A 13,024-nucleotide genomic window follows, 5' to 3' on the forward strand; every position below is an offset into this window, starting at 1 on the left:
CCGGAGATACGCCGATGCCGCTCAACACCGAACCCAATCTCGCCCGTCCGGACGACTTCTACGAGGCCCTGATCGACATGCACCGCGACCTGTCCGACGCCCAGAGCCAGTCCGCCAACGCGCAACTGATCCTGCTGCTCGCCAACCACATCGGCGACCTTGCCATCCTGCAGGAAGCCATGACGCACGCCCGCGCGGGCGTGCTCGCACGGGCTGGCCGACAGCCCGCCGCCGACCCGGCGGCCGCAGCCTGACGCTGCGCGGCCAGCCATTTCCCGTATCCAGAGGAAAGACCCGAGGAAGACCCAGCCCATGACCCAGACCCAATTGAACGTGGCGGCGCGCCCGCACGAGGCAGCCGCACTGGCCTACCAGTCCGGCTTCGCCAACGAATTCGCCACCGAGGCGCTGCCCGGCGCGCTGCCGGAGGGGCGGAACTCGCCCCAGCGCGCGCCCTACGGGCTCTATGCCGAGCAGCTCTCCGGCACCGCCTTCACCGCGCCGCGCGCGCACAACCGCCGCAGCTGGTGCTACCGCATCCGCCCGGCGGCCATGCACGAGCCGTTCACGCCGCTGGCGCAGACGCGCATCGTCAGCCGCTTCGACGCGGTGCCGCCGTCGCCCAACCAGATGCGCTGGAGCCCGCCGCCGATGCCGTCCGCGCCGACCGACTTCATCGACGGCATCGTCACGATGGCCGGCAACGGCGGCCCCGAGGCCATGAGCGGCTGCGGCATCCACCTGTACCTCGCCAACAAGTCGATGGACGGCCGCTTCTTCTACAACGCCGATGGCGAGATGCTGATCGTGCCGCAGCAGGGCCGGCTGCGGCTGGCCACCGAGATGGGCGTGCTCGAGGTCGAGCCGCAGGAGATCGTGGTGGTGCCGCGCGGCGTGCGCTTCCGCGTGGCGCTGCCGGACGGCGAGGCGCGCGGCTATATCTGCGAGAACTACGGCGCGCTGTTCCGCCTGCCCGACCTCGGCGTGCTCGGCGCCAACGGCCTGGCCAACCCGCGCGACTTCCTCACCCCGCACGCCTGGTACGAGGACCGCGAAGGCGATTTCGAGCTGGTGGCCAAGTTCCAGGGCAACCTGTGGCGCGCGCCGATCCGGCATTCGCCGCTCGACGTGGTGGCCTGGCACGGCAACTACGCGCCCTACAAGTACGACCTGCGCCGCTTCAACACCATCGGCTCGATCAGCTATGACCACCCGGACCCGTCGATCTTCCTGGTGCTGCAAAGCCCGTCCGACACCCCGGGCGTGGACACCATCGACTTCGTGATCTTCGGCCCGCGCTGGCTGGCGGCGCAGGACACCTTCCGCCCGCCCTGGTTCCACCGCAACATCGCCAGCGAGTTCATGGGCCTGATCGAAGGCGTCTACGACGCCAAGGCCGACGGCTTCTCGCCCGGCGGCGCCAGCCTGCACAACTGCATGAGCGGCCACGGCCCGGACGCCGAGACCTTCGCCAGGGCCAGCGCGGCGGACACCTCGCAGCCGCATCACATCGGCGATACGATGGCGTTCATGTTCGAGACGCCGGCCGTGATCCGGCCGACGCCCTATGCGGCCGAGTCCGCCCAGCTCCAGCATGACTACTACACCTGCTGGCAAGGCCTGAAGAAGCACTTCGACCCGGCCCGCCGCTGATCCCTCGTCGAGTTTTCCCGGGGCGCCCGCGCAGCCTGGCCGCGCGGGCGCCCCGGCGCATCGCCATTTCCTTCCGGAGCCCCCGATGACCACCATCCCGCATAGCTGGATCGAATCCGCCAACGACGGCGTCACCCATTTCCCGCTGCAGAACCTGCCCTACGGCATCTTTTCCACCACCGGCCAGGGCCCGCGGGCGGGCGTCGCCATCGGCGACTTCATCCTCGACCTCGCCGTGCTCGACGGCGCCGGCCTGCTGCCGCCGGCCGTCAGGGGCGTGTTCGGCGGCGCCACGCTCAATGCCTTCATCGCGCTCGGCAAGCCGGCCTGGACCGAGACCCGCCAGCACCTGACCCGCCTGCTGTCGGCCGGCGACGACACCCTGCGCGGCAAGTCGGCCCTGCACGAGCAGGCGCTGGTGCCGATGGCGTGGGCCACGCTGCACCTGCCGGTGGACATTCCCGGCTACACCGATTTCTATTCCTCGCGCGAGCACGCCACCAACGTCGGCCGCATGTTCCGCGACCCCGACAACGCCTTGCTGCCCAACTGGCTCGAAATCCCCATCGGCTACAACGGCCGCGCCAGCTCGGTGGTGGTCAGCGGCACCGCGCTGCACCGCCCCAAGGGCCAGATCAAGCCGCCCGACGCGCCGCGCCCCGTGTTCGCGGCCTGCCGCAAGCTGGACTACGAACTGGAGATGGCCTTCATCGTCGGCAAGCCCTCGGCGCTGGGCGAAGCCATCAGCACCGCCGACGCGCCCGCGCACATCTTCGGCATGGTGATCCTCAACGACTGGAGCGCGCGCGACATCCAGCAGTGGGAATACGTGCCGCTCGGGCCGTTCAACAGCAAGGGCTTCGGCACCTCGATCTCGCCGTGGGTGGTGACGATGGACGCGCTGGAGCCGTTCCGCCGCGACAATCCCGTCCAGTCGCCCGAGCCGCTGCCGTACCTGCGGCAGCCGCGCGGCAACGCCTACGACATCGCGCTCGAAGTGGCGCTGCGCCCCGAAGGTGCCGAGCACGCCACCACGGTCTGCCGCACCAACTTCAAGGCCATGTACTGGACCGTGGCGCAGCAACTGGCCCATCACACCGTTTCCGGCTGCAACGTGCGCGTGGGCGACCTGATGGGCTCCGGCACCATCAGCGGCACCGCGCCGGACGCCTTCGGCAGCCTGCTGGAGTCGACCCGCAACGGCGCCGAGCCGCTGGCGCTGGACGGCGGCGCCCGGCGCGGTTTCCTCGAGGACGGCGACGAGGTGGTGATGACCGGCTGGTGCCAGGGCGACGGCTACCGCGTGGGCTTCGGCGAGGTGAGCGGCAAGATCCTGCCGGCGAACTGAGCGGCGCGCTGCCGCGGGCCTGCCCGGCCCCGGGCGGCCCGTCCGCCCGCCATCCTGGCGCCGGGCCGCCCCCGGCGGCAGGCTGCCGGGGGCGCGGAAGCGGGAAGGCGCAGCCTCCGTCCCCCCTCGTTCCGGTGGTTACATTTGCGAACTTTCTTAACGCTCTGGCATCCCCCGCGGCTGTTCCTTTGTGCGAGAATTCGGGCCTGACAAAAAATGCGGGCCAAAGTTCGTCCTGTTTTCCGCGTCACCGATGTATTGCCATTCCGGGGTGCTTGTGGCTGCGGCCCCGCCCCGAGGTCAGTTTGGCAAGCCTTTCGCCGTTAATACGGAAATGCGGACCGCGGTCCCCGGCCATGCCGGGGCCGGGCCCGGAAAAACAGGCGGCGAAAAGCACCCACAAAAGCAGAACTCATCGCCGGCGGGCAGATTGCCGGACAGGTGGCAAACAGGAGGCAGCCAGCGGCATCTGCCGGCAACGGGGCGTAACGAAGCGTCAACGAGACGTCAACGGAGCGATATGCGCGCTCCGCGCGTCTGGCGCGGTCGCCGACAGCCACCCCGGGCGGGCGGTGTGCCGGCGGGCCATTTTTTCCACCCAACGCGAACGGCAGGGCAATGGAATTCGGTATTCGCGCATGGGCGGCATGTGCAGCACAACTCGACACGCAGCAAGCCTGGCTGGCCTGGAGCCGCGCGCCCTGGCTGCCGGCTGGCGAAGAACTGCCGGCGCTCGGCCCGATGGCGCCGATGCTGCGCCGGCGCGTGACCGCGCTCGGCCGCGCCGCGCTGCACCCGGCCTACGCCTGCCAGCCGGGCGTGGACGGCATGCCGGTGATCTTCGCCTCGCGCCACGGCGACACCCTGCGCCCGCTGCAGATGCTCGGCAACCTCGCCGACGGCGAGGCGCTCTCGCCCACCGCGTTCGGCCTGTCCGTGCACAACGCCATCGGCGCGCTGTACTCGATCGACCGCGGCGACCCCGCCAACCTGCAGGCGCTGGCCGCCGGCCGCGACACCGTGGAGGCGGCGGTGGTGGAAGCCTGCGGCCTGCTGGCCGACGGCGCCCCCGAAGTCCTGCTGGTCCAGTACGAGGCGCCGTTGCCGGCGCCCTACGCGGTCTTCGCCGACGAGCCCGAATGCCTGTTCGGCTGGGCCTGGCGCGTGGCCGGCCCGCGCGCCGGCGAAACCGTGTTCAGCCTGGAGGCGAGCGACGCCGTGCCGGCCACGCCGCGGGAGCCGCTGCTGCCCCACGGGCTGGACGTGCTGCGCTTCGTGCTGGCCGGCGACGCCGAACTGCACCATGCCGGCGAGCGCGCCGGCTGGAGGTGGCGGCGTCATGGTTGAGCGCCTGGACCGCGCCTGGCGCGTGTGCGCCACCGGCCTGTGCTTCTTCAGCTTCGGCGTGGGCGGGCTGCTGCTGCGCGTGCTGGTGTTTCCGCTGCTGACGCTGCTGCTGTGGTCGCCGGCCAGCCGCCAGCGGGTCTGCAAGCACGTCGTGCGCCACGCCTTCCGCCTGTTCCTGCTGCTGATGCGCGCGGTCGGCGTGATCCGCTACGAAGTGCTGCACCCCGAGCGGCTGCGGCGCAGCGGCCTGCTGATCGTGGCCAACCATCCCTCGCTGATCGACGTCATCTTCCTGGTCGCGCTGACGCGCCAGGCCGACTGCGTGGTCAAGTCAGGGTTGGCGCGCAACCCGTTTACGCGCGGGCCGGTGCGCGCCACCGGCTACGTCTGCAACGATTCCGGCGCCGGCATGGTGGACGACTGCATCGCCTCGCTGCGCGCGGGCAACAACCTCGTCATCTTTCCCGAAGGCACGCGCACCCCGGCGCGCGGCCCGCTGCGGCTGCAGCGCGGCGCGGCCAACATCGCCGTGCGCGGCGGCTTCGCGCTCACCCCGGTGGTGATCCGCTGCGAGCCGCCCACGCTGACCAAGGGCGACAAGTGGTACCGCGTGCCGGCGCGCCGGCCGCGCTACGTCATCGACGTGCGCGAGGACGTCGGCGTGGAGCGCTGGGCGCGCCCGGGGCTGGACGACGCGCTGGCCGTGCGGCAACTGACACAATCGCTATCCGAGTTTTTCTCCAGGGAGGTCCGCCGTGAAGGCGCTTGAACACGAAATCAAGGAACTGATCATTTCATCGCTGTCGCTCGAAGATATCGGCCCGGCCGACATCGACGCCGGCGCGCCGCTGTTCATCGACGGCCTGGGCCTGGATTCGATCGACGCGCTCGAACTCGGGCTGGCGCTGCAGAAGCGCTACGGCGTGACCATGAACGGCGACAAGGACGAGATGCGCGAGCGCTTTGCCAGTGTCGCGGCGCTGGCCGCCTTCGTGGCGTCGCAGCGCGCCGGCCGGACCCCGGCCTGATTCCGCCCGCCCATCCCGTTAGCCCATCAAGCACAACCGACAAGGGAGCCCCTCATGACCCATGATGAAATCTTTGCGCGGGTGGCCACCGTGCTCGAGGAAACCTTCGAGATCGAGCGCGCGCGCATCCGTCCCGAAGCGCGCCTGTACGAAGACCTGGACATCGACAGCATCGATGCGGTCGACCTGCTGGTCAAGCTCAAGCCCATGCTCAACAAGCCGATCAAGCCCGAGCAGTTCAAGGCGGTGCGCACCGTGCAGGACGTGGTGCAGGCGCTGGCCCTGCTGATCGACTCGCCCGCCACGGCCTGAGCCGCATGCGCTGGCGCAAACTGCTGCTCGGCGTGCTCACGCTGTGCTATCCGGTGGCGATCTACGCCGGCCTGCAATACTGGCCGCCGCGCGTGCTGGCGCTGGCGCTGGTGGCGCTGGCGCTGCTGCGCGCGCTGACCAGCCGCCAGGCCGGCTGGCGCTGGCTGGCGGTGCTGGCCGCCGGGCTGGCCGCGGTGGTGGCGGCCTCCAACCACGCCTTGCCGCTCAAGCTCTATCCGGTGCTGGTCAACGCCGCCATGCTGGCCGTGTTCGGCTGGAGCCTGCGCCATCCGCCCAGCCTGGTCGAACGGCTGGCGCGCCTGCGCGAGCCGGAGCTGCCGCCCGCCGGCGTGGCCTACACGCGGCGCGTGACCCAGGCCTGGTGCGTGTTCTTCGTCTGCAACGGCACGGCGGCGGCGCTCACCGCGGTGCTGGCCAGCGACCGCATCTGGGCGCTCTACAACGGCGGCATCGCCTATGGCCTGATGGGCGCGATGTTCGCCGGCGAATGGCTGGTGCGCCAGCGCGTGATGGCGGGAGGGCGGCATGGCTGAGTGGCTTGGCATCAGCGGCCTGATGGCGGCGCTGCCGGCGCGCGCGCACGTGGTGGCGCATGGCGAGGACGGCAGCCTGGACGCGCCCGCCTTCGTGGCGCGCGCGGCGACCTGGCGCGAAGCCTTCGCGGCGGCGCCCGGCGCGAGCGTGGCGCTCTATGCCGAATCCACCGCCGAGTTCGCCGCCGCGCTGTTCGGCGCGTGGCATGCCGGCAAGCACGTGGTGCTGCCCGGCGACACGCGCGCCGAGACGCTCGCCGCGCTGGACGGGCACGCCGCGGTCCGCGCCGGCGACCTGCCCGGCGGCATCCGCCCGCGGCAGCACGCGGCCTGCGCCGCGCCCGAATGGCCGCGCCTCGATCCGCGCGCGACGCGGGTGACGATGTTCACCTCCGGCTCCACCGGCGCGCCCGGCGCCATCGTCAAGCACCTGTCGCAACTGGAAGCGGAAGTGCAGGCGCTGCAGGCCGCGTTCGGCGCCGCGGTGCCGGCGCGGGCGCGCGTGCTGGCCACGGTCTCGCACCAGCATATCTACGGCCTGCTGTTCTGCGTGCTGTGGCCGCTGGCCGCGGCGCGCGCCATGCCGGCCGCGCGGCTGGCCTTCCACGAGGAAATCGTGCGCGCCTGCGGCGACGGCGCGCCGGCCGTGCTCGTGACCAGCCCGGCGCACCTGCGGCGCATGCCGCCGGCGCTCGACTGGGCGCCCGCGCGCGCCGCGCTGCACGCGGTGTTCTCGTCGGGCGGCCCGCTGCCGCCCGAGGCCGCGGCCGACGCGCTGCGCCATCTCGGCCACGCGCCCGTCGAAGTGTTCGGCAGCTCCGAGACCGGCGGCATCGCCTGGCGCCAGCGCGCGCGCCACGACGAGCGCTGGACGCCGCTGCCGGGCGTGCAGTGGCGCCTGCAGGACGGATTTCTCGCCGTGCGCTCGGCCCATCTGCCGGACGACGGCTGGCATCTGTGCGCCGACCGCGCGCAGCCGGCCGGCGACGGCGGCTTCGCGCTGGCGGGGCGCGCCGACCGCATCGTCAAGATCGAGGAAAAGCGCGTCTCGCTGACGCAGGTCGAGCAGGCCCTGCAGCAGTCCGCGCTGGTGCGCGAAGCGCGCGTGGTGCTGCTCGAGCTCGACAGCGGCATGCGCCTGGGCGCGGTGGTGGTGCCCAGCGAAGGCGGCGCCGCCATGCTGGCCGGCGCCGGCAGGGCGGCGTTGCTGGCCGCGCTGCGCGCGGATCTCGCGCCCGCCGTGGACGCGCTCGCGCTGCCGCGCCGCTGGAGCTTTGCCGAGGCCTTGCCGTGCAACGCGCAGGGCAAGACCACCGAAGCCATGCTGCGCGACGTGTTCCGCCGCGTGCTGCCGGTGGCGCGCTGGCAACCGTCGCCGGACGCGCTGTCGGCCAGCGCCGAGCTGGAGATCGGCGCGGACCTCGCCGTGTTCGACGGCCATTTTCCGGGCAGCCCGATCGCGCCCGGCGTGGCCCAGGTCGACTGGGTCATGGCGCTGGCGCCCGAGCGCCTGCCGGTGCCGCCGCGCGCGCAGTTCCGCCGCCTCGAGACGCTCAAGTTCCAGGCCGTGATCGTGCCCGGCAGCACCGTGCAACTGGCGCTGACCTGGCAGCCCGAGCGCAATGCGCTGGCGTTCCGCCTCAGTTCGGCGCAGGGCCCGCACGCGAGCGGGCGCATCGTGTTCGGAGACGCGCATGTTTAAGCCGGTGGTGCTGGTGCCGGTCTACAACCACGAGCGCGCCATCGGCGCGATGGTGCAGGCCATCCTGCGGCATCCGCTGCCGTGCCTGCTGGTGGACGACGGCAGCAGCCCCGCGTGCGAGCGCGTGCTGCGCGAGATCGCCGCCGCGCATGCCGGGCGCGTGCACCTGATCCGCCTGCCCGAGAACCAGGGCAAGGGCGGCGCCATCATGGCTGGTTTCGAGGAAGCCGCCCGCATGGGCTTCACGCACGCGCTGCAGATCGACGCCGACGGCCAGCACGACGCCGGTTGCATCCCGCAGTTCGCGGCGCTGGCGCAGGCGCGCCCCGAGGCGATGGTCTGCGGCTACCCGGTCTACGACGCATCGGTGCCGCGCGTGCGGCTGCTGGCGCGCTACCTGACCCACGTGTGGGTGTGGATCAACACGCTCTCGCTCGCCATCCGCGATTCGATGTGCGGGCTGCGCGTCTATCCGCTCGGCCCGGCGCTGGCGCTGGTGCGCGAGGTGCGGCTGGGCCGGCGCATGCAGTTCGACACCGAGGTGCTGGTCCACCTGGTCTGGCGCGGCGTGCCGATCGTCAACGTGCCCACCCAGGTCACGTATCCGTCCGACGGCGTCTCGCATTTCCAGGTCTGGCGCGACAACGCGCTGATCTCCACCATGCACGCGCGGCTGTTCTGCGGCATGGTGGCGCGGCTGCCGCGGCTGCTGTGGCGCAAGGTGCGGCCGGCATGAGCGCGCCGCGAGACACCGCGCCGCCGGGCCGCATGGCGCGCCACTGGAGCCAGATCCGCGAGTCCACCTGCGTGTGGGGCGTGTGGTGCCTGTACGGGCTCTACCGCCTGTGCGGCCGCGCACTGTTCCGCGCCGTGCTGTACCCGGTCGTGGCCTATTACTGGCTGGCCAGGCCGCTCGCGCGCCGCGCCTCGCTCGACTACCTGCGGCGCGTGCAGGCCGCCACCGGCGCGGTGCTGCCGGCCGGCGCCACGCCGGGCCTGCGCCACAGCCTGCGCCACCTGTTCTCGTTCGCCGACACGCTGCTCGACAAGCTGCTGGCCATCGGCGGCGGCTACCGCTACGGCAACGTGCGGCGCGAAGGCGCCGAGGTGATGCTGCGGCAGATCGCCAGCGGCCAGGGCGGCATCATCGTGACCGCGCACATGGGCTGCCTGGAGTTGTGCCGCGTGCTGGCCAACCAGCGCCAGGGCCTGCGCCTGACGGTGCTGGTGCATACCGCGCACGCGGCGCAGTTCAACCGCATCCTGTCGCGGCTCGATCCGCGCTCGGGGCTGCAACTGTTCCAGGTCGACGACATCTCGCCGGCCACCGCGCTGCAACTGGCCGAGAAGGTGCGCGCCGGCGAGTTCGTCGCCATCGCCGGCGACCGCGTGCCGGTGCACGGCGGCCGCACCGTGACGGTGCCGTTCTTCGGCGCGCCGGCGCGCTTCCCGGTCGGCCCCTACGTGCTGGCCGCGCTGATGGAATGCCCGCTGTTCGCGATGGGCTGCGTGCGCTCGGGCGACGGCCACCTGCTGCGCTTCACCGAACTGGCGCGCGAGGTGCGCCTGCCGCGCGCGCGGCGCGAGGCCGTCCTGACCGGCCACGCCGCGGACTATGCACAATGGCTGTCGCGGCTGCTCGCCGAGTCGCCCTACGACTGGTTCAACTTCTACGATTTCTGGGGGCAGGGCGGCGGCGTGCCCGAGGCCGCGCGCGCCGGCGCGCCACATGCGCCGAACGCACCAAACGCACCAAACGCACCAAACGCACCAAACGCACCAGGCGCGGCACCGGCGCCGCGCGGCGACTGACGTCCCGCCCCCATCACGCAACCGCCATGTCTCCAGACCTCAGCCACGAGATCACGCTCAGCCCCGCCTTCCACGACCTCGACCCGATGAACGTGGTGTGGCACGGCAACTACGTGCGCTATTTCGAGCAGGCGCGCTGCGCGCTGCTCGAGCGTTTCCATTACGACTACCCGGCCATGCGCGACTCCGGCTACGCCTGGCCGGTGGTGGACATGCGCGTGAAGTACGTCGGCCCGCTGACCTACGGCCAGCCCTTCGTCATCCGCGCCACCATCGTCGAGTGGGAGAACCGCCTGAAGATCGACTATCTGGTGCGCGACGCCGCCACCGGCCGGCGCCTGACCAAGGGCTACACCATCCAGGTGGCGGTGGACATGCGCAGCGCCGAGATGTGCTACGTGTGCCCGCCGGTGCTGTGGGAGCGGCTCGGCGTGCCGGCCGCGCCGGACGGGGAGGGCCAGGCATGAAGCGCCGCGCCTTCCTGCTGGCCCTGTGCGGCGCCATGCTGGCCGCCCCGCGCCTGGCCGGCGCGGCCGCGCCCGACCTGCTGGCCGCGGTGGCCGCGCGCCTGTCCGACGCGCCGGTGATCCACGGCCGCTTCGAGCAGACCCGCCGCCTGTCCGGCTTCGCCAACCCGCTGGTGTCGCGCGGCGACTTCGTGCTGGCGCGCGAGCGCGGCGTGGTGTGGAGCACGCGCGAGCCGTTCGCCTCCAGCCTGCTGGTGACGCCGGAGCGGCTGGTCATGCGCGGCGCCGACGGGCGCGTGCAGCAGCAGATGCAGGCCGACGCCCAGCCCGCCATGCGCGTGGTCGGCGAATCGGTGATCGCGGTGCTGCGCGGCGACCTGCAGACCCTGTCGGCGCGCTTCGAGGTGGCCGGCAAGCTGGCCGGCAAGAACGGCTGGTCGCTCACGCTCACGCCGCGCGACGCCGCCATGCGCCGCGTGTTCGCGCGCATCGAGCTGGCCGGCGACCGCTTCGTGCGCGACGTGCGCCTGGAGGAAGCGGGCGGCGACAGCACCCACGTCAAGCTGATCGACCCGAGCGCGGCCACCCGGCTGGCCGCCGACGAGGAGCCGCGCTTTGAGTAATGCCAGCAACGCCAGCATGGCCACCGGCAAGCCCCTGCGCGGCCTCAGCCCCCTGGAGCGGGTGCTGGCCGTGGGCTGGCTGCTGCTGGTGATCGCGCTGGCGGCGCACCAGTTGCAGTTCTGGCGCGCCTCGCGGCTCGACACCGACGTGATGGCGCTGCTGCCCACCAGCCAGCGCACCGCCACCGCCGACCGCGTGCTGCGCCGGCTGGCCGATGGCGTCTCGCGCGAGATCGTGGTGCTGGTCGGCGCGCCGGACTGGCCCGCCGCGCGCGCCGCGGCGCAGCGCTTCAGCGCCGCGACGCAGCCGCGGGCCAGCCTGCTGCAGCCGGTGGACCGCATCGCCAGCTTCGACCTGGACGCGGCGCTGGCCTTCTACCGGCCCTACCGCGACCGGCTGCTGACCGACAGCCAGCGCGCCATGCTCGGCCACGCCGACGCGGACGCGCTGGCCCGGCAGGCGCTGACCCGCCTCTACCAGCTTTCCACCGGCCCGCGCCTGACCGGCTGGGCCGCCGACCCGCTCGGCCTGTGGCAGGACTGGTGGCTGTCGCGCGCGGCCATGACGCGCGTGCACGAGCGCGACGGCCTGGCCGCCCTCAGCGCCGAGGGCAAGGAATGGGTGCTGCTGACCTACCGCATCAGCAAGCCCGCGTTCTCCGTGAGCGGCGACACCGATTACGCCGACCTGCTCAGGCTCGCCACGCGCGCCGCGCAGCAGGGCGGCGGCGTGCAGGTGGTGGCGGCCGGCATCCCGCTGCACGCGGAAGCGGCCGCCGCGCAGGCCAGCGTGGAGATGAACGTGATCGGCTGGGGCTCGCTGGCGGCGGTGCTGCTGCTGGTGTGGCTGGCCTTCCGCTCGCTGCGCCCGATCATTCTGGTCGGGCTGTCGCTGCTGGTGGGCACGGCGGCGGCGGTGTCCGTCACGGCGCTGGTGTTCGAGCGCGTGCATCTCATCACGCTGGTGTTCGGCGCCAGCCTGGTGGGCGTGGCGGAGGATTACGGCATCCATTATTTCGTCTCGCGCCAGGCCAGCCCGGGCGCCACGCCGCCGCAGGTGATGCGCCGGCTGCTGCCGGGCATGGCGCTGGCGCTGTCGACCAGCGCGGTGGCCTACCTCGCGCTCGGCATCGCGCCGTTCCCGGGGCTGCGCCAGATGGCGCTGTTCTCGGCGGTGGGGCTGGTGGCGGCGTTCCTGACCGTGGTGTTCTGGTTCCCGCTGCTCGACCGCGGCCAGTTGCGCCAGACCCGCCTGTCGTCCTGGCTGACCGCCAGCCTGGCGCGCTGGCCGCGCGTGGGCGCGGAGCGCCGCTCGCTGCTGCTGCTCGGGCTGCTGGCGCTGTTCGTGGTGCCGGGCCTGTGGCAGGTCCGCGTGGCTGACGACGTGCGCCAGCTGCAAAGCTCGCCGCCGGCGCTGATCGAGGCGCAGCGCGCCGCCGGGCGGCTGCTCGGCACGCCCAGCCCGGCGCAGTTCCTGCTGGTGCGCGGCGCCACGCCGGACCAGGTGCTGGCGCGCGAGGAACAGATCAAGCAGGCGCTGGCCGGCGTGGTCGCGCGCGGCGGGCTGGACGGTTTCGTGGCGATTTCCGACTGGGTGCCCTCGGCCGCGCGCCAGCGCGCCGACGCGGCCCTGGCCGACGGCCTGGAAGGCGCCGTGCGCGAGCGCGTGGCGCGCGCGGTCGGCGGCGCCGTGGGCGCGGCCGGCGCCGCGCCGGCCGGGCAGGTGCTGACCTTGCCGGCGTGGCTGGCCGCGCCGGTCTCGGACACGCTGCGCCACCTGTGGCTGGACCGCGAAGGCGACGGCTACGCCAGCGTCATGCTGCTGCGCGGCCTCGACAAGCCGGCCACGCTGGCGCTGATCGAGGCCGCCGCGGCCACCGTGCCGGGCGTGGAGTGGGTCGACCGCGTGGCCGACCTGTCCGCGCTGCTCAAGCATTACCGCGTGCTGATGACGTGGCTGCTGGCCGCCGGCGCCGCCGCGGTGGCGCTGCTGCTGGCGTGGCGCTACGGCCGCGGCGCGTGGCGCGCGCTGGTGCCCACGCTGCTGGCGGCGCTGTTCAGCGTGGCGCTGCTGGGCTGGCTGCACGTGCCGCTGCAATTGTTCTCGGTGCTGGCGCTGGCGCTGCTGCTGGGCGTGGGGGTGGACTACGGCATCTTCCTGCTCGAGCATCCCGGCGA

Annotated in this window: 14 protein-coding genes; all 14 read left to right on the forward strand. The window is 72.7% G+C overall.

Features of this window, described 5'->3' with window-relative positions; genetic code table 11:
- The first annotated feature begins 14 nt into the window (after positions 1–14).
- Positions 15–254, forward strand: coding sequence for a DUF2783 domain-containing protein (locus tag K206_RS0104135; RefSeq protein ID WP_020201149.1), 240 nt, complete (start codon positions 15–17; stop codon positions 252–254).
- Positions 255–312: 58 nt separating this feature from the next.
- Positions 313–1,653: a homogentisate 1,2-dioxygenase gene (gene hmgA / locus K206_RS0104140; protein WP_020423661.1), complete on the forward strand. Its 1,341-nt coding sequence runs from the start codon at positions 313–315 to the stop codon at positions 1,651–1,653.
- Positions 1,654–1,738: 85 nt separating this feature from the next.
- Complete coding sequence (fahA, locus tag K206_RS0104145; protein ID WP_020201151.1) at positions 1,739–3,001, forward strand: fumarylacetoacetase; 1,263 nt, start codon at positions 1,739–1,741, stop codon at positions 2,999–3,001.
- 618 nt (positions 3,002–3,619) lie between these two features.
- Positions 3,620–4,348 carry a beta-ketoacyl synthase chain length factor gene (locus tag K206_RS0104150; protein ID WP_020201152.1) on the forward strand — a complete coding sequence of 243 codons (729 nt, stop codon included), beginning with the start codon at positions 3,620–3,622 and terminating at the stop codon, positions 4,346–4,348.
- A complete protein-coding gene (locus tag K206_RS0104155; RefSeq protein ID WP_020201153.1) occupies positions 4,341–5,117 on the forward strand; it encodes a 1-acyl-sn-glycerol-3-phosphate acyltransferase in 777 nt (258 codons plus the stop codon). The genes K206_RS0104150 and K206_RS0104155 overlap by 8 nt, the downstream gene beginning before the upstream one ends.
- Positions 5,104–5,376: a phosphopantetheine-binding protein gene (locus K206_RS0104160; RefSeq protein ID WP_020201154.1), complete on the forward strand. Its 273-nt coding sequence runs from the start codon at positions 5,104–5,106 to the stop codon at positions 5,374–5,376. Before K206_RS0104155 ends, K206_RS0104160 begins: the two co-directional genes overlap by 14 nt.
- Before the next feature lie 54 nt (positions 5,377–5,430).
- Positions 5,431–5,688: an acyl carrier protein gene (locus K206_RS0104165; protein ID WP_020201155.1), complete on the forward strand. Its 258-nt coding sequence runs from the start codon at positions 5,431–5,433 to the stop codon at positions 5,686–5,688.
- 5 nt (positions 5,689–5,693) lie between these two features.
- Positions 5,694–6,242 (forward strand): membrane protein, encoded by a 549-nt coding sequence (locus K206_RS0104170; protein WP_020201156.1) that lies wholly within the window; start codon positions 5,694–5,696, stop codon positions 6,240–6,242.
- Positions 6,235–7,944, forward strand: a complete 1,710-nt coding sequence (locus K206_RS0104175) for an AMP-binding protein (protein WP_020201157.1) — start codon at positions 6,235–6,237, stop codon at positions 7,942–7,944. The genes K206_RS0104170 and K206_RS0104175 overlap by 8 nt, the downstream gene beginning before the upstream one ends.
- Positions 7,937–8,680: a glycosyltransferase family 2 protein gene (locus K206_RS0104180; protein ID WP_020201158.1), complete on the forward strand. Its 744-nt coding sequence runs from the start codon at positions 7,937–7,939 to the stop codon at positions 8,678–8,680. The genes K206_RS0104175 and K206_RS0104180 overlap by 8 nt, the downstream gene beginning before the upstream one ends.
- The gene (locus tag K206_RS0104185) at positions 8,677–9,756 is read left to right on the forward strand and encodes an acyltransferase (protein ID WP_043365423.1); all 1,080 of its coding nucleotides are present in this window, start codon (positions 8,677–8,679) and stop codon (positions 9,754–9,756) included. The genes K206_RS0104180 and K206_RS0104185 overlap by 4 nt, the downstream gene beginning before the upstream one ends.
- A 26-nt stretch (positions 9,757–9,782) precedes the next feature.
- Complete coding sequence (locus K206_RS0104190; RefSeq protein WP_020201160.1) at positions 9,783–10,223, forward strand: thioesterase family protein; 441 nt, start codon at positions 9,783–9,785, stop codon at positions 10,221–10,223.
- Positions 10,220–10,846, forward strand: coding sequence for an outer membrane lipoprotein carrier protein LolA (locus K206_RS0104195; RefSeq protein WP_020201161.1), 627 nt, complete (start codon positions 10,220–10,222; stop codon positions 10,844–10,846). The genes K206_RS0104190 and K206_RS0104195 overlap by 4 nt, the downstream gene beginning before the upstream one ends.
- Positions 10,839–13,024: MMPL family transporter (locus K206_RS0104200; protein ID WP_231401549.1), on the forward strand; the 2,186-nt coding region annotated here is incomplete at its 3' end. The genes K206_RS0104195 and K206_RS0104200, both read left to right, overlap by 8 nt.

The sequence above is a fragment of the Cupriavidus sp. WS genome (genome assembly GCF_000395345.1).
GTDB lineage: Bacteria > Pseudomonadota > Gammaproteobacteria > Burkholderiales > Burkholderiaceae > Cupriavidus > Cupriavidus basilensis_B.

Excerpts from the sequence above, each read along its gene's own strand:
- K206_RS0104195 (WP_020201161.1), top strand. The coding sequence starts at position 10,220 with ATGAAGCGCCGCGCCTTCCTGCTGGCCCTGTGCGGCGCCATGCTGGCC.
- K206_RS0104175 (WP_020201157.1), top strand. The coding sequence starts at position 6,235 with ATGGCTGAGTGGCTTGGCATCAGCGGCCTGATGGCGGCGCTGCCGGCG.
- fahA (WP_020201151.1), top strand. The coding sequence starts at position 1,739 with ATGACCACCATCCCGCATAGCTGGATCGAATCCGCCAACGACGGCGTC.
- K206_RS0104155 (WP_020201153.1), top strand. The coding sequence starts at position 4,341 with ATGGTTGAGCGCCTGGACCGCGCCTGGCGCGTGTGCGCCACCGGCCTG.
- K206_RS0104180 (WP_020201158.1), top strand. The coding sequence starts at position 7,937 with ATGTTTAAGCCGGTGGTGCTGGTGCCGGTCTACAACCACGAGCGCGCC.
- K206_RS0104190 (WP_020201160.1), top strand. The coding sequence starts at position 9,783 with ATGTCTCCAGACCTCAGCCACGAGATCACGCTCAGCCCCGCCTTCCAC.
- K206_RS0104185 (WP_043365423.1), top strand. The coding sequence starts at position 8,677 with ATGAGCGCGCCGCGAGACACCGCGCCGCCGGGCCGCATGGCGCGCCAC.
- K206_RS0104170 (WP_020201156.1), top strand. The coding sequence starts at position 5,694 with ATGCGCTGGCGCAAACTGCTGCTCGGCGTGCTCACGCTGTGCTATCCG.
- K206_RS0104165 (WP_020201155.1), top strand. The coding sequence starts at position 5,431 with ATGACCCATGATGAAATCTTTGCGCGGGTGGCCACCGTGCTCGAGGAA.
- K206_RS0104135 (WP_020201149.1), top strand. The coding sequence starts at position 15 with ATGCCGCTCAACACCGAACCCAATCTCGCCCGTCCGGACGACTTCTAC.
- K206_RS0104150 (WP_020201152.1), top strand. The coding sequence starts at position 3,620 with ATGGAATTCGGTATTCGCGCATGGGCGGCATGTGCAGCACAACTCGAC.
- hmgA (WP_020423661.1), top strand. The coding sequence starts at position 313 with ATGACCCAGACCCAATTGAACGTGGCGGCGCGCCCGCACGAGGCAGCC.